General features: G+C 74.8%; 23 protein-coding genes and 1 tRNA gene. 8 read left to right on the top strand and 16 right to left on the bottom strand.

The annotated features are described in order from the left end of the window. Positions 1–100 precede the first annotated feature (100 nt). On the bottom strand, positions 101–433 hold the full coding sequence (locus tag IR170_RS02015; protein WP_193661013.1) for a hypothetical protein: 333 nt from the start codon (positions 431–433) through the stop codon (positions 101–103). 172 nt (positions 434–605) lie between these two features. Here IR170_RS02015 and IR170_RS02010 point away from each other — a divergent pair, with 172 nt between their 5' ends. The 4 genes from IR170_RS02010 (at position 606) to IR170_RS01995 (ending at position 5523) form a co-directional block, all read left to right on the top strand. Further along, the gene (locus IR170_RS02010) at positions 606–1289 is read left to right on the top strand and encodes a response regulator transcription factor (RefSeq protein ID WP_319804868.1); all 684 of its coding nucleotides are present in this window, start codon (positions 606–608) and stop codon (positions 1287–1289) included. Beyond that, entirely contained in the window at positions 1286–2821 is a 1536-nt protein-coding gene (locus IR170_RS02005) for a sensor histidine kinase (RefSeq protein ID WP_193661011.1), read from the top strand. The genes IR170_RS02010 and IR170_RS02005 overlap by 4 nt, the downstream gene beginning before the upstream one ends. 34 nt (positions 2822–2855) lie before the next feature. Further along, a complete protein-coding gene (locus IR170_RS02000) occupies positions 2856–3224 on the top strand; it encodes a hypothetical protein (RefSeq protein WP_193661010.1) in 369 nt (122 codons plus the stop codon). 82 nt (positions 3225–3306) lie between these two features. After that, complete coding sequence (locus IR170_RS01995) at positions 3307–5523, top strand: alpha-galactosidase (protein ID WP_319804867.1); 2217 nt, start codon at positions 3307–3309, stop codon at positions 5521–5523. Between the two features lie 18 nt (positions 5524–5541). On the opposite strand, the gene IR170_RS01990 is transcribed toward IR170_RS01995, so the two are convergent. Next, positions 5542–5835, bottom strand: a complete 294-nt coding sequence (locus tag IR170_RS01990) for a Dabb family protein (RefSeq protein WP_193661009.1) — start codon at positions 5833–5835, stop codon at positions 5542–5544. Between the two features lie 135 nt (positions 5836–5970). Between IR170_RS01990 and IR170_RS01985 the strand changes: the two genes are divergently transcribed. Continuing rightward, positions 5971–6044 (top strand) — tRNA-Ile (locus IR170_RS01985). A gap of 90 nt (positions 6045–6134) precedes the next feature. On the opposite strand, the gene IR170_RS01980 is transcribed toward IR170_RS01985, so the two are convergent. Then, positions 6135–6434, bottom strand: a complete 300-nt coding sequence (locus IR170_RS01980) for a DUF3072 domain-containing protein (protein WP_056903923.1) — start codon at positions 6432–6434, stop codon at positions 6135–6137. Between the two features lie 171 nt (positions 6435–6605). On the opposite strand from IR170_RS01980, the gene IR170_RS20165 reads away from it, so the two are divergent. Further along, positions 6606–8258, top strand: coding sequence for an LCP family protein (locus IR170_RS20165; RefSeq protein WP_193661008.1), 1653 nt, complete (start codon positions 6606–6608; stop codon positions 8256–8258). A 22-nt stretch (positions 8259–8280) separates the two neighbouring features. Here the strand turns inward: IR170_RS20165 and IR170_RS01970 are convergent, their stop codons facing one another. The 5 genes from IR170_RS01970 to IR170_RS01950 all read right to left on the bottom strand — a co-directional run bounded on the left by IR170_RS01970 (position 8281) and on the right by IR170_RS01950 (position 12622). Beyond that, positions 8281–9252, bottom strand: coding sequence for an aldo/keto reductase (locus IR170_RS01970; RefSeq protein WP_193661007.1), 972 nt, complete (start codon positions 9250–9252; stop codon positions 8281–8283). Positions 9253–9326: 74 nt separating this feature from the next. After that, positions 9327–10124, bottom strand: coding sequence for an FAD:protein FMN transferase (locus IR170_RS01965; protein ID WP_319804866.1), 798 nt, complete (start codon positions 10122–10124; stop codon positions 9327–9329). Further along, on the bottom strand, positions 10121–10633 hold the full coding sequence (locus IR170_RS01960) for an FMN-binding protein (protein WP_193661006.1): 513 nt from the start codon (positions 10631–10633) through the stop codon (positions 10121–10123). The genes IR170_RS01965 and IR170_RS01960 overlap by 4 nt, the downstream gene beginning before the upstream one ends. 4 nt (positions 10634–10637) lie before the next feature. Then, positions 10638–12050 (bottom strand): ferredoxin reductase family protein, encoded by a 1413-nt coding sequence (locus tag IR170_RS01955; protein ID WP_193661005.1) that lies wholly within the window; start codon positions 12048–12050, stop codon positions 10638–10640. Beyond that, complete coding sequence (locus IR170_RS01950; RefSeq protein ID WP_193661004.1) at positions 12047–12622, bottom strand: hypothetical protein; 576 nt, start codon at positions 12620–12622, stop codon at positions 12047–12049. The genes IR170_RS01955 and IR170_RS01950 overlap by 4 nt, the downstream gene beginning before the upstream one ends. 255 nt (positions 12623–12877) lie before the next feature. Between IR170_RS01950 and IR170_RS01945 the strand changes: the two genes are divergently transcribed. After that, entirely contained in the window at positions 12878–13396 is a 519-nt protein-coding gene (locus tag IR170_RS01945) for a DUF3145 domain-containing protein (protein ID WP_251533247.1), read from the top strand. A gap of 92 nt (positions 13397–13488) precedes the next feature. Here the strand turns inward: IR170_RS01945 and IR170_RS01940 are convergent, their stop codons facing one another. The 7 genes from IR170_RS01940 to IR170_RS01910 all read right to left on the bottom strand — a co-directional run bounded on the left by IR170_RS01940 (position 13489) and on the right by IR170_RS01910 (position 20914). Continuing rightward, positions 13489–13983: a hypothetical protein gene (locus tag IR170_RS01940; RefSeq protein WP_193661002.1), complete on the bottom strand. Its 495-nt coding sequence runs from the start codon at positions 13981–13983 to the stop codon at positions 13489–13491. 160 nt (positions 13984–14143) lie between these two features. Further along, positions 14144–15580: an acyl-CoA carboxylase subunit beta gene (locus IR170_RS01935; protein WP_193661001.1), complete on the bottom strand. Its 1437-nt coding sequence runs from the start codon at positions 15578–15580 to the stop codon at positions 14144–14146. Beyond that, a complete protein-coding gene (gene fabF, locus IR170_RS01930) occupies positions 15577–16845 on the bottom strand; it encodes a beta-ketoacyl-ACP synthase II (protein WP_056903929.1) in 1269 nt (422 codons plus the stop codon). The genes IR170_RS01935 and fabF overlap by 4 nt, the downstream gene beginning before the upstream one ends. Before the next feature lie 183 nt (positions 16846–17028). Then, entirely contained in the window at positions 17029–17274 is a 246-nt protein-coding gene (locus IR170_RS01925; RefSeq protein ID WP_056864248.1) for an acyl carrier protein, read from the bottom strand. Positions 17275–17398: 124 nt separating this feature from the next. Next, positions 17399–18409 (bottom strand): beta-ketoacyl-ACP synthase III, encoded by a 1011-nt coding sequence (locus tag IR170_RS01920; RefSeq protein WP_056864249.1) that lies wholly within the window; start codon positions 18407–18409, stop codon positions 17399–17401. Further along, complete coding sequence (locus tag IR170_RS01915; protein WP_193661000.1) at positions 18409–19593, bottom strand: acyltransferase domain-containing protein; 1185 nt, start codon at positions 19591–19593, stop codon at positions 18409–18411. The genes IR170_RS01920 and IR170_RS01915 overlap by 1 nt, the downstream gene beginning before the upstream one ends. A gap of 91 nt (positions 19594–19684) precedes the next feature. Next, positions 19685–20914: a PucR family transcriptional regulator gene (locus IR170_RS01910; protein WP_056864251.1), complete on the bottom strand. Its 1230-nt coding sequence runs from the start codon at positions 20912–20914 to the stop codon at positions 19685–19687. Between the two features lie 119 nt (positions 20915–21033). Here IR170_RS01910 and IR170_RS01905 point away from each other — a divergent pair, with 119 nt between their 5' ends. After that, positions 21034–21978 (top strand): alpha/beta fold hydrolase, encoded by a 945-nt coding sequence (locus IR170_RS01905; protein WP_193660999.1) that lies wholly within the window; start codon positions 21034–21036, stop codon positions 21976–21978. A gap of 112 nt (positions 21979–22090) precedes the next feature. Here IR170_RS01905 and aceE read toward each other — a convergent pair whose 3' ends face one another. Further along, positions 22091–24916: a pyruvate dehydrogenase (acetyl-transferring), homodimeric type gene (aceE, locus tag IR170_RS01900; RefSeq protein WP_193660998.1), complete on the bottom strand. Its 2826-nt coding sequence runs from the start codon at positions 24914–24916 to the stop codon at positions 22091–22093. Positions 24917–25049: the final 133 nt, after the last annotated feature.

Genomic DNA, 25049 nt, shown 5'->3' with positions numbered 1-25049 from the left:
TCGTGTGGTGGTCGGATCGGGCCGATCCGTGGGGCTCGCTCGGTGCGGTCAGGGGCGCCGCGGCCGTCCGGGTTCGCCCGGGGTCGCGGGGTGGGCCCCGTCAGGGGCGTGGGCCGGGTGCGTCGTCGCGGCCGCCGGGTCCGCCGGGCCCACCGCCGATGAGGTCGCGCAGCTCGGCGAGCGCACGGTCGGGCGCGGGCAGGGCTGCGGCGAAGGCGCTGCGGTCGACGGCCTGGGCGACGCGGGGCGGCCCCCAGGCGCTCAGGGCCGAGGTGAGGACCCAGGCGACGGCGAGGGCGGCGAGGCCCGCGCCCACGGCGGACAGCAGCGTTGCAATGAGTCCGCGACCGGTGCGCAGGGCTCCGACGACGGCGAGCACGACGGCGAGGACGACCAGCAGGTCGACCAGGCCGAGGGAGGACAGGTGCGGCACGGGCACTCCTGGGTCGGGGACGGAGGGGGCCCGCCGGGTCGAGGACCGGGCGGTGCGGCTCTCGGGGCCACGAGGAGCACTCTGTGCGGCGTACCTGCGGGCCACCTGAAGACGGCGGCCGCTCGCGGACTTCTTGAGGTGGTCTTCAGGTCGGCGACGGCACACTGTCGGGGTGCCGACCCGTGACGCTGCCGCTCGACTGCTCGTGGTGGAGGACGACGACGTCATCCGCGAGTCGCTGGTGAGGTCGCTGCGCTCGGAGGGCTATGCCGTGCGTGCGCTGCCCGACGGCGGCGCGCTCGAGGAGGAGCTGGCCGCCCACCGCGTCGACCTCGTGGTGCTCGACTGGATGCTCCCGGGGCGCGACGGCCCCGAGCTGGTGCGCGTCGTGCGACGACGCAGCGACGCCGCGGTGGTGATGCTCACCGCCCGCGAGGCCGTCGAGGACCGCCTGCGCGGCTTCGAGGTCGGTGTCGACGACTACCTGGCCAAGCCCTTCGTCGTGGAGGAGCTGCTCGCCCGGGTGCGGGCGGTGCTGCGGCGCACCGGCGCCGTGGCCACCACGATCGAGATCGACGACCTGGTCGTCGACGAGGAGGCGGCGCGGGTCACGCGCGGCGGCCACGACGTCGCGCTCACCGCCACCGAGCTGCGCCTGCTGGCCCACCTGGCCCGTCACCGCGACCGGGTCCTCTCGAACGCCCAGATCCTCAGCCAGGTGTGGGGCTACGACGACTACGCCGACAACCTCGTGCAGGTGCACCTCAGCGCCCTGCGCCGCAAGCTGGAGGCCCACGGACCGCGGCTCATCCACACCGAGCGCGGGCTGGGCTACGTGCTGCGGGCGCCCCGGTGAGCGGCCCCGGCGGCGCGCCGGGCCTGCGCACCCCGTCGTTGCGGCGGCGGGTGACGCTGGTCGTGGTGGCGCTGGTGGCCGTGCTGCTGGTGGTGCTGGTCGCCGCCACCGAGCTGGCGCTGCGCGAGCGGCTCGACGACCAGCTGCGCCAGCGCCTCGTCGAGCGCGCGGGCGTGGCCGACGCCCTGGTGGGTGAGGTCGACGACCGCGACCTGGCCCGCCGCCTGGAGGGGGAGGGCGTGTCGGCCGTGGTGCGCACCGCCGACGGCGAGGTGTTCGCCGAGGGGCCGCTGGCCGGGGCGGCCGGCGTGGCCCCGGGGGACGGTGAGGACGCCACAGGAGGCTCCGGAGGCACGGGAGGCGACTCGAGTGAGGGCGGGGGGCCGGCCGACGGCGGGCCCCGGGGGCCCGCCACGGTGCCCAGCCCGCTGCGGGGCGACCCGGGTCCGCCCGACCCGCCGGGCGCGACCCCCGCGGTGCAGGAGAGCGGCGACCTGCTCACGGTCTCGCGCAGCCTCGCCGACGGCAGCACGCTGCTGCTGCTCGCCGACGCCAGCGACGTCCGCGAGACCGTCGCCCAGGTCAGGCTGGTGCTGCTCGTGACCGCGGTGGCGGTGCTGCTCGCCACCGCCCTCGTCGTGCCGCTGGTGGTGGGCGGGGCGCTGCGGCCGCTGCGCCGCATCACCGACGTGGCCCGCAGCATCACCCGCGGCGACCGCGGGCGGCGGCTGCGCCCGACCGCGCCCGGCACCGACCTCGGCCGCACCGCGCTGGCCTTCGACGAGATGCTCGACGAGGTGGTGGGCGCCGAGGCCCGAGCGGTCGACTCGGAGGCCCGGCTGCGCGACTTCGTCTCCGACGCCGCCCACGAGCTGCGCACCCCGGTGACCGGCATCCGCGCCGCCGCCGAGCACGTGCTGCGCACCGACCCGCCGCGCGAGGAGCGCGAGCAGGTGCTGGTGGACCTCATCCGCGAGGCCCAGCGCGCCGGCCGGCTCGTCGACGACCTGCTGCTGATGGCACGCATCGACCGCGGTCTGGCCCTGGTCACGGGCCCGGTCGACCTGCGGTCGGTGGCCGAGGAGGTGGCGAGGTCGCCGCGGCCCGGCCCGGCGGTGGTCAGGGTGGCGGGCGGCCCGGTGGTGGCCGCCGCCGACCGCGACCGGGTCGTGCAGGTGCTGGGCAACCTCGTCGACAACGCCGTGCAGGCCGGCGCGCGTCAGGTCGAGCTCCGCTCGTTCTACGACGGGGACGCGGCGGTCGTGGAGGTCGTCGACGACGGCCCGGGCATCCCCGCGGCCGACCGCGAGCGGGTCTTCGACCGGCTCGTGCGCCTCGACCCCGCCCGCGAGCGCCGGGCGGGCGGCTCTGGCCTCGGGCTCTCGATCGCCCGCGGCCTCGCCCGCGCCCACGGCGGCGAGCTCGTCTGCCGCGAGCCCGCCGGCGGCGCGGGCACCCGGATGCGGCTGACCCTGCCCGCGGGAGCGACCGCGGACGGGCCCGTGGGCGCGGCGACCACCCCGCGCGGGTGAGCCGGGGAGCCCCGGCGCGGGGTAGACCGGAGGCATGAGCTATCCCCTGAGCCGCCTCATGTCCACCGCCACCGCCGGCTACGGCGCCTTCGCCCTGCTCAAGCCCGACCACCTCGGCTCGGCCATGCAGGCCGGCCGCTCCGAGCGGGGTGGCTACGACGTGCTGGCCCGCACCTACGGCGTGCGCGACCTCGGCATCAGCGCCGCCGGCGCACTCGGGCGCTCCGACAAGGTCGTGCGCACCGCGATGCTGCTGCGCATCGTCGGCGACCTGGGCGACTGCGCGATCCTCGCCGCCAAGGCCCCCGACTCCCAGGTGCGCAGCAAGGTGATGGCCGTGACCCTCGGCTGGGCGGCCCTGAACACGGTCGCGCTGGTCGTCGACGGGCGACGCGCCGCCTGATCCTCGCCGGCGGGAGCGCCGGGCCCGCGCGCCCGCCGGCCCGGCGTCGCCGCTAGCGTCTGTCGCCGACGAGGAGGCGACCGTGACCGACGACCGCGCCGTGGGCGCGCCCACCACCCTGCACCTGCGGGCAGCCGGGGTCAGCGTGCTGCTGGCCCACCACCCCGACGTCGACCACGGCGGGCCGTGGGTGGCCCACTGGGGCGCCGACCTGGGTCCGCTCGACCAGGAGGCCCGGGACCAGGTCGTGCGTGCCGGGCACCGCGAGCTGACCCCCAACACCGTCGACGAGCTGCGTCCGGTCGGCCTGCTGCCTGAGCACGCCTCGGGCTGGCCCGGCACCCCCGGCCTGCGCGGCGCGCGCGCCGACGGCGCCGACTGGTCGCCCGTGCTGCGGGTGCGCGCGGTGTCGACCACCACGGCGGACCCGGCGGACCCGGCGGACCCGGCGGACCCGGCGGACACGGCGTCGCCGGGCGGCAGCGCGACGTACGAGCTCCTCGACGCGGTGGCGGGGCTGGCGGTGCTGCTCGAGGTGGAGCTGCTGGCCAGCGGGCTGCTGCGCACCCGGGCCACGGTGACCAACACGGGGGAGGGCGACTACCGTCTCGACGCGCTGGAGCCGGCGCTGCCCGTGCCGACCCGGGCCGGGGAGCTGCTCGACCTCACCGGGCGCCACGCACGCGAGCGCAGCCCCCAGCGGCGCCCGGTCACCGTGGGTGCCCACGTGCGCGAGGGCCGCCGCGGACGCACCGGCACCGACGCCACCCTGCTCACCGCCCTCGGCGAGCCCGGCTTCGGCTTCCGTCGGGGTGAGGTGTGGGCCACCCACGTCGCCTGGTCGGGCGACCACCGCAGCCGCGTGGAGCGGGCCACGACCGGCGTGACGCTGGTCAGTGGCGGCGAGCTGCTGCTGCCCGGAGAGGTCCGCCTGGCGCCGGGGGAGTCCTACGCCGCGCCGTGGCTCTACGGCAGCCACGGCACCGGCCTCGACGAGGTCACCGCACGCATCCACACCCACCTGCGCTCGCGCCCGCAGCACCCGAGGCGACCCCGCCCGGTCACCCTCAACACCTGGGAGGCGGTCTACTTCGACCACGACCTCGAGGTCCTCACCGAGCTGGCCGAGCTGGCCGCCGGGGTCGGGGTGGAGCGCTACGTGCTCGACGACGGCTGGTTCCTCGGTCGGCGCGACGACACCGCCGGCCTCGGCGACTGGTACGTCGACCCCACGGTCTGGCCCGACGGCCTCGACCCGCTCATCGGGCGGGTGCGCGCGCTGGGCATGGAGTTCGGGCTGTGGGTGGAGCCGGAGATGGTCAACCTCGACTCCGACCTCGCCCGCGCCCACCCCGGGTGGGTGCTGGGCACCGGCGGACGGGTGCCGGTGGCCTCGCGCCAGCAGCAGGTGCTCGACCTCGCCCACCCGGACGCCTTCGCCCACGTCCTGGAGCGCCTCGACGCCCTGCTCACCGCGCACGACATCGCCTACCTGAAGTGGGACCACAACCGCGACCTCGTCGACGCCGGCAGCGGCCCCGCGGGCGCGGCGTCGGTGCACCGCCAGACGCTGGCCTTCTACGCGCTGGTCGACGAGCTGCGCCGCCGGCACCCCGGCGTCGAGATCGAGTCGTGCTCCTCGGGCGGTGGCCGCATCGACCTCGAGGTGCTCGAGCGCACCGACCGGGTCTGGGCCTCGGACTGCATCGACCCCCTCGAGCGCCAGGGCATCCAGCGCTGGACCTCGCTGCTGGTGCCCCCGGAGCTGCTCGGCGCCCACATCGGCTCCGCGCGCTCCCACACCACCGGACGCACCCACGACCTGTCCTTCCGCGCCGGCACCGCCCTCTTCGGCCACCTCGGCATCGAGTGGGACCTGCGCGAGGCCACCGCGGCGCAGCGCGAGGAGCTCGCGGCGTGGGTGGCGCTGCACCGGCGGCTGCGCCCGCTGCTGGCCACCGGCACGACGGTGCGCTCCGACCACCCCGACCCCGCCACGCTCGTGCACGGGGTCGTCTCGCCCGCGGCCGACCACGCGGTCTACGCCGTCGTCGCGACCGCCGGGCCGACCACGTGGCCGCCCGGCCCGGTCACGCTGCCCGGTCTCGACGCGGCGTCGACGTACGACGTGGCGGCGCTGGCGCCCGGCGACGTCGTGCACGGCCCCGGCTACTCGCCGCTGCCGTGGTGGTCGACCGGCCTGCGCCTGACCGGGCGGGTGCTCGACACCGTCGGGGTCCAGGCCCCGGCGCAGGACCCCGAGCACCTCGTGCTGATCGAGGTGCGCCGCGTCGGGTAGCCGGTGCGGGGCGGGGGGTCAGTCGAGGGCGAACTGGATGCGGCGGATCTCGCTCGAGATCGGCGCGAACAGCTCGCGGCGGATCCGGTTGTGCTCCTCGTCGAGGTCGTAGACGCGGTAGGCCTCCGCGTCGGCGAAGTCGGCGGTGAGCACGTAGCTGGCGTTGCCCTCCCGCAGGCCCAGGTCGAGACCGGTGCGCATCTCGAACGCGACCCCCTCGACGCGCATCGCCGCGATCGCGTCGAGCGCGGCCTGCGCCTGCTCGCGCGTCGCGTCGTCCCGGAGCACTCCCACCACCACGTTGCGGATCATGGGCCCATCGAAGCAGGGCCGGTGGTCCGGGCCTCGCGGGGCCCCCGGACCGGGCGGGGCGCCTGACGTCGGCGGGAGCGCGGCGTCGGTAGAGTGCGCGGCTGGACGGGCGCGATCCTCGACCGTCCGCACCGTGGGGCGGTAGCTCAGCCGGTCAGAGCAGAGGACTCATAATCCTTGGGTCGTGGGTTCGAGCCCCACCCGCCCTACGTCAGCGAGCCCCCGGGACCGTGAGGTCCCGGGGGCTCCGCCGCCGCTGCGGCACGGAGGCGCTGCGCCGCCTCGGCGGCGCGGTGGGCTCAGCTGTCGGCGCCGCGCCCGGTGGAGGCCTGGAGCCGGTCGATGTGCTCGGAGGCCTCGGCCTTGGTCAGGTCGGCGGGAAGCGTCTCGCCGGCCTCACGGGCCAGGGTGTCGAGGTAGCTCTTCTGGGCGCCGGTGATCGGCTCGTCGCCGGTCACCCAGTCGTTGGGGTCCTTCTCGGCGTTGGTCGGGCTGGGGTTGTCGGCACCCAGGACCTCGCCGTCGGGCACGCCGCTCGGGGTCTGCTCCGTGCCCTGCTCCGGGGCCTGGTCGTTCGAAGACATGTTCGATGAGGTCATGGGCCCACGCTACGTCGGGGCGCCGGCGGACCCCAGACCCCGAACGGGTGAGGGCGTCGACCCCGGCGGGGTGATCGGGCAGGGTGCTATTTTCCGCCGGGGGTGGTGCGAGCCGTGCCGGTGCACCGGCCCGACAGGAGCAGGCCGACCGGACCGAGGGAGAGGCGCCGCGTGGAGGACGTGTCACGTGAGCCCGGTGCCGTGCCGGCCCACCCCGGGTCCCCGTCGCCCCCGGCGCCCCGACGCGGACGCCGGCGGGCCAGCAGCCGACCGGCCCTCGCCCGGCGTACGCGGCGGGCCCGTGCCTCCGCCTCGCCCTCCGCCTCGCCCTCCACCCAGCCTCCCACCCGCCGCCGCGGCGGCGCCCGCGCCGACCGGCGCCGGCGCCGCGCCGAGGGCCTGCCCGGCACGCTCGGGGTGACGCTGCTCGGCGCGCTCGTGCCGGGGGCCGGCTTCCTCTACACCGGACGCCGCCTGCTCGGGGCCCTGGTGCTGCTGCCGGTGCTGGCCCTGCTGGGAGGCGCGGCGTGGTACGTCGGGCGCGACCTGCGCGCCCTGCTCGCCTTCGCCGTCGACCCCACCCGCCTCACCATCGCCGCGGTCGTGCTGGTCCTCGGCCTCGCGACCTGGGTGGCCGTGGTCTACCTGACCTACCGCCAGGTCAGGCCCCCGAGCCGACCCCGGTGGCACACGGCGGTCGGCCACGGGTTCGTGCTGGTGCTCTGCCTCGCGATCGGCGCGCCCTTCGCGGTGGCGGCGCGCTACGCCCAGGTGCAGGCCGGGCTGGTCGGCACCGTCTTCGACGACGACCGCAACGAGAGCGCCACCGTGCCGACCGACGTCACCGAGGAGGACCCCTGGGGCGGGCGGGAGCGGGTGACCGTGCTCCTGCTCGGCGGCGACGGCGGCGAGGGTCGCACCGGCGTGCGCACCGACACCGTGATCCTGCTGAGCATGGACACCACCACCGGCCGCGCGGTCACGGTGAGCCTGCCGCGCAACCTGATGAACGCGCAGTTCCCCGAGGGCAGCCCGCTGCACGACCTCTACCCGACCGGGTTCAGCGGGCCCGAGGACGACGGCTTCTACATGCTCAACGCCATCTACGGACAGATCCCCGAGCGTCACCCGGGCATCCTGGGAAAGAGCGACAACGAGGGTGCCGACGCCCTCAAGCAGGCCGTCGAGGGCAGTCTCGGGGTGCCGGTCGACTACTACCTGCTGGTCAACCTCAAGGGCTTCGAGGACGTCGTCGACGCCATCGGCGGCATCACCGTCAACGTCAACGAGCCGGTCGCCATCCAGGGCAACACCGACCTGGGCATCCCGCCGGTGGACTACATCGACCCCGGCCCCGACCAGGAGCTCGACGGCTTCCACGCGCTGTGGTTCGCCCGCGGGCGCTACGGCTCCGACGACTACGAGCGCATGGACCGCCAGCGCTGCGCCGTCGACGCCATCATCGAGGCCGCCGACCCCATGACCGTGCTGCAGCGCTACCAGGCCCTGGCCGAGACCGGGCAGGAGATCGTCTCCACCGACATCCCGCGACGGATCGTGCCGGCGCTGCTCGACCTCGCCCTGAAGGTCAAGGACGCCAAGGTCAAGTCGGTCGTCTTCCGGCCCTCCGAGCGGTTCTTCTCCGGTGACCCCGACTTCGACTACATGCGCCAGGTCGTGGCCAAGGCCCTCGAGCCGCGCTCGCGACCCGGGCTGGGCAAGAAGGACCCCGGCCGGGCCGAGGACCCCGAGGACTCCTGCGCCTACGCGCCCGCCGACGGCACCGACGCGACCGGCAGCACCGACACGGCCGCGTCGTACTGACCCGGGCGGTCCCGGCGGGGCCTCAGCGGTGCCCGGCGACCGCGTGGGGCACGTAGCCGGAGCCGAGCTCGTCGAGCTCCTCGTCACTGAGCTCGAGGTCGACCGCGGCCACGGCGTCGGTGAGGTGGTGGGCCTTGGTGACACCGACGATCGGCGAGCTGACCACGGGCTGGTGCAGCAGCCAGGCCAGCGCGACCTGCGCCGGCGCGACGCCGCGTCGCTCGGCCAGGGCGAGCACCGTGGCGACGATGTCGGCGTCCTCGTCGCGGTAGAGCGTGCCGCCGAACTCGTCGGTCTCGGTGCGGGAGGTCTCGGTGTCCCAGGGGCGGGTCAGCCGGCCCCGGGCCAGCGGGCTCCACGGGATGACCCCGACCCCCTGGTCGGCGCAGAGGGGGAGCATCTCGCGCTCCTCCTCGCGGTAGAGGAGGTTGTAGTGGTCCTGCATCGACACGAAGGGCGTCCAGCCGTGGGTGCGCGCGACCTCCTGGGCCTTCGCGAACTGCCAGGCGTACATCGAGGAGGCGCCGAGGTAGCGCGCCTTGCCGGAGCGGACCACGTCGTGGAGCGCCTCCATGGTCTCCTCGATCGGCACCTCGGGGTCCCACCGGTGGATCTGGTAGAGGTCGACGTAGTCGGTGCCGAGGCGGCGCAGCGACGCGTCGATCTCGTGGAGGATCGCACCGCGCGAGAGGCCGGCCCCCTGGGGCCCGGGCCGCATGCGGCCGTGGACCTTGGTGGCGATCACGACCTCCTCGCGACGGGCGAAGTCGCGCACGGCGCGGCCGGTGATCTCCTCGCTGGAGCCGCCGGAGTAGACGTTGGCAGTGTCGAGCACCGTCACCCCCGCCTCCAGGGCGTCGCGGATGATCGCCCGGCCGGCGTCCTCGTCGAGCACCCACGGGTGACCGCCCCGCGACGGGTCGCCCCAGCTCATGCACCCGAGGGTGACGACGGAGACCTCGAGGCCGCTGCTGCCGAGTCGTGTGTAGCGCATGGGCCCATCCTGCGACGGGCCCCCAAGCCGGCCCGGTGTGGACTCGGTGCGAGTGGGACACCGGTGGCGCGTGGTCAGCGCGGGGTGGCGAAGGTGCTCGTGGTGCCGTCGTCGTGGATCACCAGCCCCGAGCGCCCGGGGCGCTGCCGCAGCCACGCGAGCGCGTCGGGGCCCAGGGCGTAGGCGCAGGTGGCGTCGACGTCGGCCTCGGTGAGGGTCGGGGCCACCACCGTCACCTGCCGCACCCCGCGGGCCGTGCGGCCGGTGCGCCCGTCGAGCAGGTGTGCGCCGCGGTGGGTCGTGCCCGAGGTGGCGACCGCGCCGTTGCCGACCGGCACCACGGCGAGCAGCCGCGACGCGTCGCGCGGGTCCTCGACGCCGACCCGCCACAGCGGCGTACGCCGGCTCCGGGTGCGGCAGAGCACGTCGCCGCCGCCCGACAGGCACCAGTCGGTGCCGGCCAGCGGCTCCAGCGCGCGGGCCGCCCGGTCGAGGGCCCAGCCCTTGGCCACGCCCGTCGGGTCGAGACGCACGCGGCCCGCGGCGTCGGGCAGGCGCAGCGTGAAGGCGCCGCCGGAGTCGCGGGCGGCGTCCTCCCCGAGGGCGAGGACCTCGGCCAGCTCCGGTGGGCACTGCGCCAGGGAGACCTCGCCGCGGTCCAGTCGCGAGACCCAGGAGTCCTCGCGCCAGGTGCTCAGCAGCGCGTCGCTGCCGCGCAGGCTCGTCATGACCGCCGACCAGGCCTCGCGCGCGGCCGGGTCGTCGGGGTCGGCGGCGTGTGGCCCCCGCAGCGCGAGGCTGACCGGCAGGCCCATGACGTGGTCGACGTGGCGGCGCGTCGGGCCGGGTGCGGTGGCCGCGGGGGCGCTCACAGGCCGGCCTGGTCGAGTGCGTCCTGCAGCGAGCCGAGGTAGCCCTGGCTGGTCACGGTGGCGCCGCTGACCATGTCGATCTCGGCGCTCTGGGCGTCGAGCGTCTCCTGCACCAGCACCGGCAGCGCGTAGGCGTTGATCTCCTGGTCGTGGCCGTTGCCGGAGGGGTACTGCAGCACGTCGACCCCGGTGATCGCGCCGCCGCCGTCCACCGTGAGCTGCACCTGCACCGGCCCCCACTGGGTCTGCACCACGCTGCCGGTCACCGTGCTCGACCCGCCGGAGCCGCCCGAGCCGGCGTCACCTCCTCCCGCCCCTGCGCCGGTCGACCCACCGGTGGTGCTCCCGCCGGTGGTCCCGCCCGTGGTCGTGCCGGCGGTGCTCGTGGTGGTGGCGCTGTAGGAGGGGAGGGCCGCGGTGGTGCTGGGGCCCTCCAGCGAGGTGCGGTAGCCCAGGAGGAGCACGACGGTCGACAGCGTGCTGAGGGCCCACAGGGAGATGCGTCTCATCGGGTCACCACCGGAAGGTCTCGAGATGGACGTGGTCGGGGTGCGCGCCCGCGGCGCGCAGGCTGGCCAGGACGGAGTCGTTCCAGCCGTCGGGGCCGCAGACGAAGACGTCGCGCTCGGCGACGTCGGGCACGAGGCGGAGCAGGGCCGTCGCGTCGTCGACGGGCGGCACGCCGTCGCCGAGCCAGGAGCCGGGAGCCCGGCGGGGGCCGGGGAGCCCCACGAGGCGCAGGCCGCGCTCACGGGCCAGCACGGCGAGCTCGGCGCCGAGCAGCGGCTCCCGGGCGTAGCGGTGGAGGACGACCACGTCGCCCGGGGCCTGGTCGAGCCCCTCGGCCAGCGCGCGCAGCGGGGTGATGCCCACGCCCGACCCCACCAGGAGCACGCCCCGGCGGGTGCGGGCGCGCGCGGTGAGGCGTCCGAAGGGGCCCTCGACGAGCACGCGGGTGCCTGGTCGCAGCGAGGCGACGGCGGCGCTGCCGTCACCGAGCGCCTTGACCGTCAGGCGCAGGCTGCGCCCGTCGGGGGCGGCCGAGAGCGAGTAGGGGTGGGCGCGCGACCAGCCCGGGCCGGTCAGGAAGCGCCACAGCAGGAACTGCCCGGCCTCGACCCGCAGTCGGTCGAGGCGTCCGGTGAGGTAGACCGACACCGCGGCGTCGCCCTCCGCCACCACCGAGGTGACCCGGAGGTCCAGGCGCCAGGAGCGCCACAGCGGCAGCGCCACGCGCCACACCAGGACGGCGCCGGCCGCCGCCGCCCAGGCGCTCCACCAGTAGACGGTGGCCGCGGTCGAGGCGAGCAGCTCCTGCCCGGTCCACAGCTGGTGGGGCAGCGCGAGCCCGACCCCGAGGTAGGCGTAGAGGTGCAGCAGGTGCCACGACTCGTGGCGCAGCCGGGAGCGCGCGGCGCGGACGCTGGTGATTACGACCATGACCAGGCAGACCAGGCCGGCGAGCGCGAGGAGCATGCCCGGGTAGTCGACGGTGAGGTCCCAGGCGGTCGCCGGAGTGGCGAGCAGGTCCCCGGCGGCGTAGCCCCAGACGATCAGACCGACGTGGGCCAGCACGAGGTCGAAGGACACGAAGCCGACCACGCGGTGCAGCGGTGCCAGTCGGTCCTGGCCGAAGGCGCGCTCGAGCCACGGCAGCCGCGCCATGAGCAGCACCTGCGCGAGCAGCAGGTCGGAGCCGACCAGCCCGACGAGGCGGCCGCTGGAGAGCAGCCCCGTCTCCCAGCCCGCCAGGTCCTGCACCCCTCCGCCGGCGACCCACCAGTAGGTGACGACGAGCAGGCTCAGCCAGAGCGCCGCCACGGCCGAGGTCCGGACCGCGGCATCGACGCGCGCGGCCCGGGTGTCGAGCGCCGCGGACGTGCTCGGGACCCCCTGCGGTGCCGGGGGAGCGGCGAGGGTGGTCACGTGGCCGATCCGCTCGCGTCGTCGTCGGTCGTGGCGCCGGGAGTGGCGACGTCGGGCGCGGTCCCCCCGGGAGCGGTGCCGTCGGGTGCCGTGCCGTCGGGCAGGGTGCCGTCGGGAGCGGCGGGGAACCCTCCCGCGGGGCCGTCGCCGTCGGGGCCACCCTGAGCGGGGAAGCCACGGTCCTCGCCGTCGCCGGGTCCGTAGCCCGACGGCGCGCCCGGCACGCCGGTGCGGTCGCCGTCGGGACCGGTCGCCCGGCCCACCGCGAAGCCGCCCGCGGCCGAGCCCAGCAGCAGCAGTGCGGCGAGCGCGCCGGCGGCGGCCACGCGTGCGCCGCGCCGCCGGGGGAGTCGCTCACGCCACGGGCGGCGGGTGGACGGGGGCGCGGCGGCAGCGGTGCCCGTCGGGGTGCCCGTCTCGGCGCTCGTCTCGGCGCTCGTCTCGGCGCTCGGAGCGGGGGCCTCGGGCGGGCGTGCGGCGGCGAGCGGTGCGGTGGGCGCCGCGGGGTCGGTGGGCTCCCAGCGCGAGCCGCTGGGGGTGGGCCGGTCGGTGCCGGATCGGTCGTCGCTCACGGTGGTGTCCTCTCGCCAGGTCTGCGACGTCGCTCGACGTCTCACACCGAGGACCCTCGCCGGGGCGGCTGGCAGCACCACCGGCACCACCTGTGCGTCACCTGTGAGCCACCGACGGGATGTCGTGCTGGTGCCCGGGACCGGTGTGCGGCACAATGGGGCGCACAACTACACGAGTGTCATTCGTGCGACCGACATCTGACGACGAGACCGCTGGGGAAGGCGTAGCTCGCGCCGCAGATGAAGGAGGTCACGGTGACCACACAGACTGCCACCCGTAATTCGACGAGGGGCGTGCTCTACGTGCACTCAGCGCCCTCGGCGCTGTGCCCGCACGTGGAGTGGGCCGTCGGCGGAGTGCTCGGTGCCGCCGTCAGCCTCGACTGGACGCCGCAGCCGGCGCAGTCGGGCACGTACCGAGCCGAGCTGTCCTGGGCAGCCTCGGCCGGCAGTGCTGCCGCCATCGCCTCGGCGCTGCGCGGCTGGAACCACCTGCGCTTCGAGGTCACCGAGGAGCCCACCAGCGCCACCGAGGGCACCCGCTTCTCCTACACCCCCGAGCTCGGCGTCTACCACGCCGTCACCGGGCTGCACGGCGACATCATGATCCCCGAGGACCGGCTCAAGGCCGCGGTCGTCAAGGCCGCGCTGGGCGAGGTGACCCTGCTGACCGAGATCGACAAGCTGCTCGGCAAGCCGTGGGACGACGAGCTCGAGACCTTCCGCCACGCGGGCGACGGCGCGCCGGTGCGCTGGCTGCACCAGGTCGTCTGAGGCCGGCGGGCTGGTCGCCCACGCCGGTCCGGCACCCCGCAGGGCCGACGCCGTGAGGTCCCGCCGAGCCCGGTGCGGCGCGAGCCGTCGGGTCAGCCCGGCAGGCGCAGGCGGAAGCGGATCGGCTTGATGAAGCCGTCGTGGATCTCGTCGACGTTCTGCAGCGTGAGCTTGCCGCGCAGCGTGAAGCGGCCCGGCACGGTCGCGGTGCGGCAGAAGCGGACCGAGTCCACCCCGGTCTTCGGGTCGGCGCCCTTGAGCAAGGCGCCGGCCGCGACCCGCTCGCCCCGCCGGTCGACCAGGAACGTCTCCAACGCCCACTGGTCGAAGCGCGGCTTCACCTCCACCTCGTAGCGGTAGCGGTAGTCGTGGCAGCCCTTGCGCAGGATGCCGTCGCCGCGCTCGATCTGGGCGAAGCGGGCGAAGCCCTCGTGGCCCGGGTGCGCCGGCGCCGGCGCAGCGGGCCCCAGCACGGCGGCGCCCAGCGCCGTGGCCGCCGCGACGGCCAGTGCGCCCGCGCGTGGGCCTCGGGCGGCGCGGGCGCGGCGGGTGGACGGGCGGATCAGCGCGAGCGTGGTGGCGGGCATGGGGGTCGACCTCCCGGGTGGTCGTCGTGTGACGGTCGTCTCCCCAACGTGCCACGGGCGCCACGGTTACGCGACACGCCCCCGGATCGTGGGACGACCCGGGGGCGTGCTGGTGCGCGCTGGTGCGTGCGGGGGCGCGGCGGGGTGCCGACGAGGAGCCTCAGAGCGGGATGTTGCCGTGCGCGCCGTGGCGTACGCCGACGCTCTGCACGGCCTCGTCGATGGCGCGCGCGATCATGCTGCGGGTGCGCTCGGGGCTGACGACCTCGTCCACGACCCCGATCTCGACGGCCTTGTCGACGCCACCGGCGATGCGCTCGTGCTCGGCGGCGAGCTCGGCCTCGACCTGGGGACGGATCTCCACCGACACCTCGGCGAGCTTGCGCCGGTGCAGGATGCGCACCGCGGCGACAGCGCCCATGACCGCGACCTCGGCCCCGGGCCAGGCGAACACCTTGGTGGCACCGAGCGAGCGGGCGTTCATGGCGATGTAGGCGCCGCCGTAGGTCTTGCGGGTCACCAGGGTCACCCGGGGCACGACGCACTCGCCGAAGGCGTGCAGGAGCTTCGCGCCGCGACGCACGACGCCGTCCCACTCCTGACCGACACCGGGCAGGTAGCCGGGCACGTCGACGAGGACGATGAGGGGCACCCCGAAGGCGTCGCACATGCGCACGAAGCGGCTGGCCTTCTCCGCCGACAGCGAGTCGAGGCAGCCGCCGAGGCGCAGCGGGTTGTTGGCCACGACACCGACGGTGCGCCCGCCGAAGCGGCCCAGGGCGGTGACGATGTTGGGCGCCCACCGGGCGTGGAGCTCCTGGGCGGTGCCCTCGTCGAGCACCGACTCGACCAGCGGGTGCACGTCGTAGGCGCGCTTCTTCGACTCCGGGAGCAGGGCCGCGAGGTCGCGGTCCTCGACGTCCTCGACGCGCAGGCTGCCCTGGGCGCCGAGCAGCGAGGCCACGCCGCGGGCGCGCTCGAGGGCCTCGGCCTCGGAGTCGGTGAGGATGTGCACGACGCCGGAGCGGCGACCGTGCGGCTCGGGACCACCGAGACGCAGCATGTCGACGTCCTCCCCGGTCACCGAGCGCACGACGTCGGGCCCGGTGACGAAGATGCGTCCCTCGGGGCCGAGGACGACCACGTCGGTCAGCGCCGGGCCGTAGGCCGCGCCGCCGGCCGCGGGGCCGAGCACCACGGAGATCTGCGGGATCTTGCCCGAGGCCTGGGTCATCACGTGGAAGATGCGGCCCACGGCGTGCAGGGAGAGCACGCCCTCGGCCAGGCGCGCTCCACCGGAGTGCCACAGGCCCACGATCGGCACGCCGTCGGTCATCGCGCGGTGGTAGGCGTCGACGACCACGCGGCAGCCCACGTCGCCCATCGCCCCGCCCATGACGGTGGCGTCGGAGCAGAACGCGACCACGGGCGAGCCCGCGACCTTGCCGATGGCGGCGAGCATGCCGGAGTCGCCGTCGGGGGTGAGCAGCTCCATCGAGCCCTCGTCGAAGAAGGCGGTCAGGCGCAGGACCGGGTTGCGGGGGTCCTGGTCGCGGGGGAGCTTCGCCGGCTTGGCGGGCGCGGCCTGGACGCTCATCGGTAGGTCCCGAACGCCACGGCGACGTTGGCGCCGCCGAAGCCGAAGGAGTTGTTGAGCGCCGCGATGTCGCCGTCGCGCAGGGTGCGGGCGGTGGTGGCGATGTCGAGCTCGACCTGCGGGTCGAGGTCGTCGAGGTTGATCGTCGGCGGCACCAGACGGTGGTGCAGCGCCAGCACGGTCGCGATCGACTCCAGCGCGCCGGCGCCGCCGAGCAGGTGGCCGGTCATCGACTTGGTGCTCGTGGTGACGACCTCCGAGGCGTGCGAGCCCATCACCGCGTGCAGCATCAGGCCCTCGGCGATGTCGCCCTGCGGGGTCGAGGTGGCGTGGGCGTTGACGTGGACGATGTCGGCGGGGCTGATGTCGGCCTCGAGCAGGGCCCGCTTGATCGCGCGGGTGCCCCCACGACCCTCGGGGTCGGGCTGGGCGATGTCGTGGGAGTCGGCGGTGATGCCGGCGCCGAGCACCTCGGCGTAGATGCGCGCACCGCGGGCGCGGGCGTGCTCCTCCGACTCCAGCACCAGCACGCCGGCGCCCTCGCCGAGCACGAAGCCGTCGCGCCCGGTGTCCCAGGGACGGGAGACGGTGGTGGGGTCGCCGCCCTCCTCGCTGCCGGTCTTCGACAGCGCCATCATGTTGGCGAAGGCCGCCATCGGCAGCGGGTGGATCGCGGCCTCGGTGCCGCCGGCGACGACGACGTCGGCGCGGCCGAGGCGGATCTGGTCGATGGCCAGCGCGATGCTCTCGTTGCCCGAGGCGCAGGCGGAGACCGGGGTGTTCACGGCGGCGCGGGCGCCGACGTAGAGGCTGATGTTGGCGGCCGGCGCGTTGGGCATGAGCATGGGCACCGCCAGCGGGGAGACGCGGCGGGGGCCCTTCTCCTTGAGCACGTCGTAGTTCGACAGCAGCGTGGTGACACCGCCGATGCCGGAGGCCATCGCGACGCCGAGGCGGTCGCGGTCGAGCTCGGCGTCGAGGAGGCCGGCGTCGGCCCACGCCTCCATGGCCGCCACCATCGCGAACTGCGAGGAGCGGTCGAGACGCCGGGCCTTGACCCGCTCGAGCACCTCGGTGGGCTCGACGGCCACGCGACCGGCGATCTTGACCGGCATGTCCGCGGCCCACTCGTCGGTCAGGCGCCGGACGCCGGAGCGGCCGGCGACGAGCGCGTCCCAGGTGGTGGCGACGTCGCCACCGACGGGGCTGGTGGTGCCGAGCCCGGTGACCACGACTCGGGTGCGGGCGGATGGCGCGGATGTCATCGTCAGGGTGTCCTCACGTGCGGGAAGGGACGCGTCGGGCGGTGCTGCTGCGCCCGCCCGACGCGGGTGGTGCGGGGCGGCCCCGGGGTCCGGGGCCGCCGTGGTGCTGCTGCGTGCTGCTGGGGTGGTGCTGGGGTGGTGCTGCTGCGTGCTGCTGGGGTGGTGCTGGGGTGGTGCTGCCGGTCAGGCGGAGGCGCGCTCGATGAACGCGACGGCGTCGCCGACGGTCTTGAGGTTCTTGACCTCGTCGTCGGGGATGGACACGCCGAACTTCTCCTCGGCGGCCACGACGACCTCGACCATCGAGAGCGAGTCGACGTCGAGGTCGTCGACGAAGGACTTGTCGAGCTGGACGTCGTCGGCGTCCACGCCGGCGACCTCGTTGACGATCTCGGCGAGGTCGGCGCGGATCTCTTCGGTGGTGGGCATCGCGTGATTCCTTCTCTGTGGTGGCCGCGGGAGGTCCCCGCGGGGGTTCGGGTGGTGCGTTCGGGTACGTCGGGGGCGTGTGGTCGGGCCCCTGCCGGGCCCGCGCGGGGCCGGTCAGGGCCGGTCAGGGGATGGTGACGACCTGCGCGGCGTAGGAGAGCCCGGCGCCGAAGGCGATGAGCAGCGCGAGGTCGCCGGAGCGGGCGTCGCCCTCGGCCACCATGCGGTCCAGCGCCAGCGGCACGGAGGCGGCGGAGGTGTTGCCCTGGTCGACGATGTCGCGGGCGATGCGCACGTCGGCCGGCAGCTTCATGGCCCGCGCCATGGTGTCGGTGATGCGGTTGTTGGCCTGGTGGGGCACGAAGCAGTCGAGGTCGTCGACGGTGATCCCGGCCCGCTCGACGGCCTCCAGCCCGGTCTTGGCCATCTGGAAGGAGGCCCAGCGGAAGACGGCGTTGCCCTGCATCACCAGGTGCGGCACGCGGGGCTCCTCGGAGGTGAGCGCCTGGTGCCAGTCCTCGCGGGTGCGGATGAGGTCGTACTGCTCGCCGTCGGAGCCCCAGACGACCGGGCCGATGCCCGGGGTCTCGCTCGGTCCGACGACCACGGCGCCCGCGCCGTCGGCGAAGATGAAGGCGGTGCCGCGGTCGGTGGGGTCGGTGATCTCGGAGAGCTTCTCGACCCCGATGACCAGCACGTGCCCGGCGCTGCCGCCGCGCACGAGGTCGGAGGCCAGGGCGACGCCGTGGCAGAAGCCGGCGCACGCCGCGGAGATGTCGAAGGCCGGGGCGTGGTCGGTGCCGAGCTCGTGGGCGACGGCGGTGGCCAGCGACGGCGTGCTGAGGTGGTGGCTGACGGTGGCGACGATGACGCAGCCGATGTCGCCCGGCTCGAGGCCGGCGCGCTCGACGGCCTGGCGGGCGGCGCCCACGGCCATCACCTGCACCGTCTCCTCCTCGGTGGCCCAGCGCCGCTCGCGGATGCCCGAGCGCTGCTGGATCCACTCGTCGGAGGAGTCGATGGCCTCGACGACCTCGGAGTTGGGCACGACCCGCGAGGCGCGGTAGGCGCCGACGCTCTTGATGGCGGCGTGGGCGGCGCCCTGGGCGGTGCGCAGGCCCGTGGTGGCGGCCATCAGCTGGCGCCGTGGGGGTGCAGGCGCAGCAGGGGCTGACCGGGGGAGACCAGGTCGCCGTCCTCGACGAGCCACTCCACGACCTGGCCGCCGTGGTTGGCGGTGACGACCAGCTTGTCGCGCGAGCTGGCGACCTCGCCGATCACCGCGCCCGCGGCCAGCTGGTCGGTGGCGCCGGCCGCCTCGTCGCGGTGGAAGGTGCCCTTGGTGGGGGAGACGACCATGCGCCAGGTGGGGCTGTTCTCCATGCCCGCGGACTCGCCGTGCTTGTCGCAGAAGGCGCGTGCGTCGTCGAGCTGGTCGGGGGTCTTGAGCGCGAAGGTCTCCACGCCCTTGAGCGCCCGCTTGGCGATGCCGGTCAGGGTGCCGGCCGGCGGCATCTCGAGGATGCCGGTCACGCCGAGGTCCTCCATGGTCTCCAGGCACAGGTCCCAGCGCACCGGGTGGGAGATCTGCCCGACCAGGCGGCGCAGCACCTCGCGACCGTCGTGGACGACCTGCCCGTCGCGGTTGGAGATGACGCGGGTGCGGGGGTCGTGGGTCGACACGGCGCGGGCGAGGTGGCCGAGGTGGCCGACCGCGGGCTCCATGTGGTGGGTGTGGAAGGCGCCGGCGACCGAGAGCGGCACGAGGCGGGCCTTGGCCGGGGGATCGGCCTTGAAGGCCTCCAGCTGCTCCAGGGTGCCCGCGGCGACGACCTGGCCGGGTCCGTTGTCGTTGGCGGCGGTGAGGCCGTGCCGGGCCAGGCCGGCCAGCACCTCCTCGCGGTCGCCGCCCAGCACGGCGGTCATGCCGGTCGGGGTCGCGGCCGAGGCCTCGGCCATGGCCTTGCCGCGCTCGCGCACCAGCACCATGGCCTGCTCGGCGGTGATGACGCGGGCGCCCGCCGCGGCGGCGATCTCGCCCACGGAGTGACCGGCCACGGCCCCGATGCGCTCGAAGGCGTCGCCGGGGTGCGGGAAGAGCGCGAGCGCCGTGACCAGACCGGTCGCCACCAGCAGCGGCTGGGCGACCTTGGTGTCGCGGATGGTCTCGGCGTCGGCGTGGGTGCCGTAGTCGACGAGGTCGAGGCCCGCGACGGTGGAGAGCCACTCGAAGCGGGCGGCGAAGGTGGGGTCCTCGAGCCAGGGGGTGAGGAAACCGGGCGACTGGGCTCCCTGACCGGGAGCGACGATGACGAGCACACCCCCACTCTGCCGGGGCCCGGGGCCGGGACCCACCTGCGGCGCGCACCAAGTGCGCGGCTCAGAGTTGTAGGAACCCGACAAATCCGGTTTACAGATGTGTCGTGGTGTCCGACGCCGGTCGTGCCGGGGTCCGCCGACCCGACTGCCGCCCGAGCACCAGCGCCATCTCGAGGGTGAAGGCGTCGCGCGGCTCGCCGGGCGCGTAGCCCGTGAGGTCGGCGACCTGGCGCAGCCGGTAGCGCACGGTGTTGGCGTGGACGAAGAGCGCCCGCGCGGCGCCCTCGATGGAGCCGCCGGCGGCGAGGTAGGCCGCGAGGGTCTCCACCAGCGTGCCGCGAGCCCCGACCAGGCGGAGGTAGACGTCCTCCACCAGGTGGCGCCGGGCGTGGCCGTCGCCCACCAGCACCCGCTCGGGCAGCAGCTCGTTGGCCAGCACGGGGCGCGGCGCCTCGGGCCAGCCGCTGGCGGCGCGCAGCGCCGAGACCGCGGCCCGGGCCGAGACGTGGGCCTCCGCGAGGCTCCCGGCGACGGGCCCGACCACGACCGGTCCCTCGCCGAAGAGCCCGACGACCACGTCCGCGGCGGCGCGGGGGTCCTCGACGCCGCCCAGGATGACGACGAGCCGCTCGCCCTGCACGGCGCACAGGGCGTCGGTGCCCGCGGCCCGGGCCCGTCGGCGCGCCTCGTCGAAGAGGTCGGTCTCGGTGCGTCGCGCCGGCGCCGACCCGAGCACGACCACGACCCGGCCGCGCGCGGTCCACCCGAGGGCGCTGGCGCGGGACAGCACGGTCTCGTCGGCCTCGGCGCGCAGCACCGAGTCGACGACCAGCGCCTCGAGGCGGGCGTCCCAGGCGCCGCGGACCTCGGCGGCGCGCGCGTAGACCTCGGCGGTCGCGAAGGCGATCTCGCGGGCGTAGCGCAGCAGGGCGGCGTGCACGTCGACCGCCTCCTCGGGCTCCAGCACGCTGTCGACGTTGCTCTCGACGACCTCGATCGAGAGCCGCACCAGGTCGACGGTCTGGCCCAGGGTGATGACGCCGGCCAGGGTGCGGGGCGCGGCCTCGAAGATCGACCCGGCCAGCGCCGGCCCGGAGCCGGGGGTCCCGCCGTCGGCGCCGTACCACTCCACGAACCCGCGCACGCCCGCCTGCACGATGAGGCCGACCCAGGAGCGGTCCTCGGCGCTGAGCTCGCGGAACCACGGGACGGAGGCGTCCATGCGCGCCGTGGCGGCGGTGCTGAGGGCGCCGGTGGCGCGCAGCAGGCGCGCCGCGGCGCGGCGCCGCTGCTCCGAGGGGTCCGCGGCGGCAGGGGGCACGCCCCGAGGCTAGTGCCCCCGCGCAGGTGAAATCAGCGGCGGGCCGGGCGGTTGTGCTGCGTGGGCCGCGGGGCGTCTGGTTGAATCCCGCACAACGTCGCAGCCCCGGGAGGTCCCGCGTGACGGCACCGCACCACGAGGTCCAGCACCTCACCATCCACGGCCACCGCCGCGCCTTCGTCAAGGTCGGCAGCGGGCCGGTCGTCCTGCTGCTGCACGGTCTGGGCTGCGACCACACCACGTGGTCGCCGGTCATCGACACCCTGGCCGAGCGCTACACCGTGCTGGCGCCCGACCTGCTGGGTCACGGCGCCTCCGACAAGCCGCGCGCCGACTACTCCGTGGGTGGCTACGCCAACGGCATGCGCGACCTGCTCACGGTGCTGGGCATCGACAAGGTGACGGTGGTCGGCCACAGCTTCGGCGGCGGCGTGGCGATGCAGTTCGCCTACCAGTTCCCCGAGCGCACCGAGCGGATGATGCTGGTCGCCTCCGGGGGGCTCGGGCCCGAGGTCTCGCCGGCGATCCGCGCGATCACGACGCCCGGCTTCCACCAGCTGATGGGCGTGCTCACGCTGCCCGGCGTGCGTCACGTGGGCGTCGCCGGCATGCGCACCCTGGCCGCGGCGCCGCTGCCCGGCACGAGCGACCTCGCCGAGGTCGCCGACATCTACGACTCCTTCAAGGATCCCCGCGCCCGGGCCGCGATCCGCCAGGTCGTGCGCGCGGTCGTCGACTGGCGCGGCCAGCTCGTCACGATGGCCGATCGGGCCTACCTCACCGAGGCCATGCCGATGAGCGTGGTCTGGGGCAGCCACGACCGGGTGATCCCGGTCAGCCACGCCGACAACGCCGCGTCGCTGGCGCCCAAGGCCAGCGTGGAGGTGATCGCGGGGGCGGGGCACTTCCCCCACAAGGACCACCCCGAGCGGTTCGCCGCGATCTTCGACGACTTCGTGCGCACGACCCGGCCCGCGGTCTACAGCCGGGCGCGGTGGCGACGGCTGCTCGCCAACGGTCCCGCCGCACCGGTCAGCCCGGTGCACGCGGTCGCCACGGCCTGAGGCCGCGCCGGGCGCGGTGGCGCGTGCCGGGCCCGGAGCGGTGCCGACGCCGCGAGGGGCGTGCGGGCCGAGGCCCGCACGCCCCTCGGGTGCCGTGCTGGTGCGGTGACGCTCAGGCGTCGCCGCCCTCCTGCTTGCGTCCGGCGACCGCGGTCGGGTCGTCGATGCGGTACTGCGCGAAGGCCTTCTCGACCTGTGCCGGGTCGATCTCGCCCGCGTCGGCCAGGGCCTGCAGCGTGCGCACCACCACCGACTCGGCGTCGATGTTGAAGAAGCGGCGCGCGGCGGGCCGGGTGTCGGCGAAGCCGAACCCGTCGGCACCGAGCACGCAGTAGTCGCCGGGCACCCAGCGCGCGATCTGCAGCGGCACCGCGGCCATGAAGTCCGAGACGGCCAGGAACGGGCCCTGCGACCCGGCCAGCTTGTCGGCGACGTACGCCGTGCGCTGCGGCTCGCCGGGGTGCATGAGGTTCCACTGCTCGGAGGCGACGGCGTCGCGGGCCAGCTCGTTCCACGACGTGACCGACCACGTGTCGGCCACGACCCCCCAGTCCTCGCGCAGGATCCGCGCGGCCTCCTGGGCCCACGGGAAGCCGACGCCGGAGGCGAGCAGCTGCACGCGGGGTCCGTCGCCCTCGCCGGTGGACACCTTGTGGATGCCCTTGAGGATGCCCTCGACGTCGACGTCCTCGGGCTCGGCCGGCTGCGGGACCGGCTCGTTGTAGACGGTGAGGTAGTAGATGACGTTCTCGCCGTCGGGGTGCTCCTCGGTGGAGCCGTACATCTGCTCCAGCCCGGTCTGCATGATGTGGCTGATCTCGTAGGCGAACGCCGGGTCGTAGTGCTTGATCGCCGGGTTGGTGGTGGCGAGCAGCGGCGAGTGGCCGTCGGCGTGCTGCAGGCCCTCGCCGGTCAGCGTGGTGCGACCGGCCGTGGCGCCGATGAGGAAGCCCCGGGCGAGCTGGTCGGCCATGGCCCAGATCGAGTCGCCGGTGCGCTGGAAGCCGAACATCGAGTAGAAGATGTAGAACGGGATCATGTGCTCGCCGTGCGTGGAGTAGGCCGAGCCCGCTGCGGTGGCCGAGGCCATGGCGCCGGCCTCCGAGATGCCCTCGTGGAGCATCTGGCCCTGCGTCGACTCCTTGTAGGAGAGCAACAACTTGCGGTCGACCGACTCGTAGCGCTGGCCGCCCGGGTTGTAGACCTTGGCGCTGGGGAACATCGCGTCCATGCCGAAGGTGCGGTACTCGTCGGGGGCGATCGGCACGAGGCGCTTGCCGATCTCGGGGTCCTTCATCCAGTCCTTGAGCAGGCGGACGACGGCCATGGTCGAGGCCACCGAGTTCTTGCCCGAGCCCTTCTTGAGGTCGGCGTAGACCTTGTCGGCCGGCAGCGTCAGGGGCTTGGCCCGCAGCACACGGCGCGGCACCGAGCCGCCGAGCTGGCGACGGCGCTCCATCATGTAGTCGATCTCGGGGGACTTCTCGCCGGGGTGGAAGAACGGCGCGGCGCCGGTCTCCTCGTAGGACCGCTCGAGGTCGCGGTCGGAGATCGGCAGGTAGAGCCGGTCGCGGAACTTCTTGAGGTCCTCGGGGGTCAGCTTCTTCATCTGGTGCGTGGCGTTCTTGCCCTCGAGGGCGTCGATCGTCCAGCCCTTGATGGTCTTGGCCAGGATCACGGTGGGCTGGCCCACGTGCTTCTTGGCGGCGTCGAACGCGGCGTAGACCTTGCGGTAGTCGTGGCCGCCGCGCGGCAGCTTCTGGATCTGCTGGTCGCTCATGTGCTCGACCATGGCCCGCAGGCGCGGGTCGCCGCCGAAGAAGCTCTCGCGGACGTAGCCGCCGTCCTCGACCGAGTAGGTCTGGAAGTCGCCGTCGGGGGTGGCGTTCATCTTGTTGACCAGGACGCCGTCGACGTCGCGGGCCAGCAGCTGGTCCCACTCGCGGCCCCAGACGACCTTGATGACGTTCCAGCCGGCGCCGCGGAAGTTGGCCTCGAGCTCCTGGATGATCTTGCCGTTGCCGGTGACCGGGCCGTCGAGCTGCTGGAGGTTGCAGTTGATGACCCAGGTGAGGTTGTCGAGCTCCTCGCGGGCCGCGACGCGGATCGCGCCCAGCGACTCGGGCTCGGCCATCTCGCCGTCGCCGAGGAAGGCCCACACGTGCTGGTTGTCGGTGTCCTTGATGCCGCGGTTCTGCAGGTAGCGGTTGAAGCGCGCCTGGTAGATCGAGTTGATGCCGGTCAGACCCATCGAGACCGTCGGGAACTCCCAGAAGTCCGGCATGAGGCGCGGGTGCGGGTAGGAGGGCAGGCCCTGGCCCGTGCCGTGCTGCACCTCCTGGCGGAAGCGGTAGAGCTGCTGCTCGCTGAGCCGGCCCTCGAGGTAGGCGCGTGAGTAGATGCCGGGGGAGGCGTGGCCCTGGATGTAGATCTGGTCGCCGCCGCCGGGGGCGTCCTTGCCCTGGAAGAAGTGGTTGAAGCCGACCTCGTAGAGGCTCGCCGAGGACTGGTAGGTGGCGATGTGGCCGCCGACCTCCAGGCCCTTGCGGTTGGCGCTGGAGACCATCACCGCGGCGTTCCACCGGATGAAGGCGCGGATGCGCCGCTCGGCCTCCTCGTCGCCGGGGAACCAGGGCTCGCGCTCCGGCGGGATGGTGTTGATGTAGTCGGTGCTGCGCAGGGCGGGCACGCCGACGTTCATCTCCCGGGCGCGCTCCAGCAGCCGGAGCATGACGTAGCGCGCGCGCTCGCGGCCGCGCTCGTCGACCATGGAGTCGAAGGAGTCGATCCAGTCGTGGGTCTCGTCCGGATCGATGTCGGGCAGCTGGGTGGGCAGGCCCTCGTGGATCACGGCGCGGGCCGAGCCCGCACGTGCGGTGCCCGCGGTGGCGGGACCGGTCGAGGAGGTGCCGGACGGGGTGGATGAGTCATCGGTCACTCGCTCATCGTGGCACGCCGTCCCGACCGGCGAAATCTACCCGCGAGTACGCCGGAAAAGGGTTCGCTGAGCGTCACGGGACGTCCGTTGACCGGACCGCCGGCGTCCTCACCCTGGTCACTGGCTTGCGCGC

Origin of the sequence: Nocardioides kribbensis, assembly GCF_015070375.1 — a bacterium.
In the GTDB taxonomy this organism is placed as follows: Bacteria; Actinomycetota; Actinomycetes; order Propionibacteriales; family Nocardioidaceae; genus Nocardioides; species Nocardioides kribbensis.
Note: the sequence above shows the minus strand (reverse complement) of the source record. Positions and strands in the feature narration are given on the sequence as shown.

Excerpts from the sequence above, each read along its gene's own strand:
- IR170_RS02000 (WP_193661010.1), top strand. The coding sequence starts at position 2,856 with ATGAGCTATCCCCTGAGCCGCCTCATGTCCACCGCCACCGCCGGCTAC.
- IR170_RS01990 (WP_193661009.1), bottom strand. The coding sequence starts at position 5,835 with ATGATCCGCAACGTGGTGGTGGGAGTGCTCCGGGACGACGCGACGCGC.
- IR170_RS01980 (WP_056903923.1), bottom strand. The coding sequence starts at position 6,434 with ATGACCTCATCGAACATGTCTTCGAACGACCAGGCCCCGGAGCAGGGC.
- IR170_RS01970 (WP_193661007.1), bottom strand. The coding sequence starts at position 9,252 with ATGCGCTACACACGACTCGGCAGCAGCGGCCTCGAGGTCTCCGTCGTC.
- IR170_RS01960 (WP_193661006.1), bottom strand. The coding sequence starts at position 10,633 with ATGAGACGCATCTCCCTGTGGGCCCTCAGCACGCTGTCGACCGTCGTG.
- IR170_RS01940 (WP_193661002.1), bottom strand. The coding sequence starts at position 13,983 with ATGCCCGCCACCACGCTCGCGCTGATCCGCCCGTCCACCCGCCGCGCC.
- IR170_RS01935 (WP_193661001.1), bottom strand. The coding sequence starts at position 15,580 with ATGAGCGTCCAGGCCGCGCCCGCCAAGCCGGCGAAGCTCCCCCGCGAC.
- fabF (WP_056903929.1), bottom strand. The coding sequence starts at position 16,845 with ATGACATCCGCGCCATCCGCCCGCACCCGAGTCGTGGTCACCGGGCTC.
- IR170_RS01925 (WP_056864248.1), bottom strand. The coding sequence starts at position 17,274 with ATGCCCACCACCGAAGAGATCCGCGCCGACCTCGCCGAGATCGTCAAC.
- IR170_RS01920 (WP_056864249.1), bottom strand. The coding sequence starts at position 18,409 with ATGGCCGCCACCACGGGCCTGCGCACCGCCCAGGGCGCCGCCCACGCC.